The sequence below is a fragment of the Methylophaga sp. UBA5088 genome, assembly GCF_002414625.1.
In the GTDB taxonomy this organism is placed as follows: domain Bacteria; phylum Pseudomonadota; class Gammaproteobacteria; order Nitrosococcales; family Methylophagaceae; genus Methylophaga; species Methylophaga marina.
Window position 1 is genome coordinate 7,414 of the sequence record NZ_DIAC01000010.1, and the last position, 2,539, is coordinate 9,952.

1 protein-coding gene and 1 pseudogene are annotated in these 2,539 nt (G+C 43.5%); both read right to left on the reverse strand.

Translation table 11 applies throughout. The features are described 5' to 3' along the window. Positions 1-415: pseudogene (locus tag B4K20_RS00710) on the reverse strand (A/G-specific adenine glycosylase); the annotation flags it as partial. Positions 416-483: 68 nt separating this feature from the next. After that, positions 484-2,539, reverse strand: a 2,056-nt coding sequence (locus B4K20_RS00715) for an AsmA family protein (RefSeq protein WP_289281499.1), incomplete at its 5' end; no start/stop codon positions are given.

Sequence of the window (2,539 nt, forward strand, 5' to 3'; positions counted from 1 at the left end):
ATAGAATAGGATATTTCTGGTGATAGGCGAGTGTCAGAATCGCACCCGCGGTAGAGCGTCCAATACCTGGTAGATTGATCAGTTCTTCTAACGTTTCTGGAAAAGCGCCGGTGTAGTCTGCGCTGACTATTTGAGCTGTTTTGTGCAAATTACGAGCACGGGCGTAGTAACCTAAACCTGACCAATACGCTAAAACATCATCTTGTTTTGCTTCGGCTAATGAGTGGACGTTGGGAAAGCGCTGAATAAATCGTGTGTAGTAATCAATGACAGTGGAAACTTGCGTTTGCTGCAACATGACTTCAGACAACCAGACGTGGTAGGGCGTTGGATTTTGTTGCCAGGGCAGATTCTTACGACCGTAGTGATCGAACCAGTCGAGTAATGCATCAGCGAAATGGAAAGGTTTTGTCATGTTTTTCAAATTAAAAGCCCGCTTGATGGTGTATCAAGGCGGGCAGATACGAAAAGAGTATTTATCGTTTAGAAGAAGTTTTTCAATTTATCTTTGACGGCATCTTCTAATTTTTTATCAGAGGACTTTTCTTCTTCAGACTCAGCATCAGTTGCATTCTCCGCCTCTGTTGATTGAGTTTCAGACTTGGCTTTTGAACCTCCTAATTTGCCACCAAGAAGACCGCCTAAATCATCTCCCAGTTTTTCTTTAAGCTTTTCTTCTGCTTTAGATTTGAGTTCTTCTTTTGCTTTATCTTTGACAAGATTAGCGAGGTCTACGGTGGGTTTAGGTTCTGAGAATGTGCCAGTGATTTTGATGGGAATGGTCACACCTTTAAGTTCTTCAAGCTCTTTACCGCCTTGACCTTTACTTGTTCCGACGACAGCGACTTTTAAGCCATAGTCTAGTGTTTCACTTGCCAGGTTGGCTTTGCCGGCGCCATCGATACGCAGCAAAGGGGATTTAACGGCGAGATCCTGATTGTTGATAACACCATTGTTTGCCGTAAACGTGCCAGACATACTGGAAAAGTCAGTTTGAACGGGCGCGTCAGATGCAGGCAGTGATTCACCTTTTAAAGCCGCTTTGGCTTTACGAATAATCTCGGCAATATTGATACCTTGCAATGCACCGTCTGTAAAAGCAAAGCCACCATTACCTGTCAGGGTTTGCTTGATTTGTGAAACGGTGGCTCCAGAGCCTGTTAACTTGGCATTCGCATTGGCGGTCCCACTGATTTTGGCATCCCCGGTCATGTCTTTGAGTAAGGGTCCAGCCTGAACATTTTTTACTTGTTCATTCAGTGACAGTTTTAATGCGTCACTGCGTGCATCAAGAATGATATTACCGTTGTATTGTCCTTGATATAAGTTTGCTTTAAGTGGGGTAAGTTTAACCAGGCCATCGCCGGCATCAATGGAAATATGAATATTTTCACTGTTCAGGCCTGTGGCTTTTAATTTGCCAATATCAATGCTGCCTTTCGCATTGATTTGGCGCAATGCATCCAGCGGTAAAGCTTCTTCAGCTGTCGCTGCTTTGTTTGCGTTGTCATTTGTGGTTGGAGTCTTATCTGTCTCTTTTTCTTCTTTTACAGGCGGCATATAGCGATCTGCATCAATTTGATCCAGTTTCAGATTGAAATTGAACGCAGGTTTGCTGAAATTGCTTACAGCAAATTGTCCTGTCAGATTACTTTGATCCAAAGTCAGAGCCAGCTGTTTTAGATTAATTTGATTGGTAGAACCACTCAGTTCTGAACGAAGTTCGACTTTCTCCAGTGTGGATTCATCGCTCATTTCAGGCAATTCAATTTTCATATCAGACGCCAATTTTCTTAAGCTGAAAGGTTGGATATGAATGCTGCCTGCAAAGGTCGGTTTCTCTTTGAGGATATCTTTAGCCTGAATATCCCCTTCAAGGAGTAAATCCTGCAGTTTTAAGACAAGAGCAGACACGGTGAGGGTCTCTTGTTTTAAGTCAGCTTTGATACCACTGGTCAGGTGAAATTCAGCTTGTTCATCAGGTAAGCTTGGATCCTGAATGGTGGCAGTGATATCTAAATTATCGATATTGGATTGCTGGGTAGCCAGATTGGAAGTGACTTGTCCCGTTAATTTGGCATCCACTTTTTGCTGGTTATTTGATGCTTTGGCTGCTAGCGCGAGGTCGCTTACTTCCACCCATTGTTTTGCTAGATCCGCTTTAATATCACCTTTAAGAGATAAATCAGCCTGATTGAAAGCCAGCTCTTTACCTTCTGCAATGGCTGAGAATGAGAAGCCCTCTAAGGCATATTGCTGTTTCTCCATGTCCACAGCAGCATTGGTTGTCAGTGTGACATGCGCTTTGGCTTCTGGTTTTGTGCTGATGACATCAAAGTCCATATCAACAGCCGTAGGAACGCCTGGTTCGAGAGGGTCCGTTGTCAGATTAAGATTACGTAACTGATAACTTTCTCCTTTAGACGCATCTGACCAGAGAATATTAGCATTGCTGAGTTTGATGCCAGCAACGGTGATGGTTTGTAATGCGGGACTGGATTGTTCATCAGAATCAGCTGTAGATTCCGTCTCGGTAGCT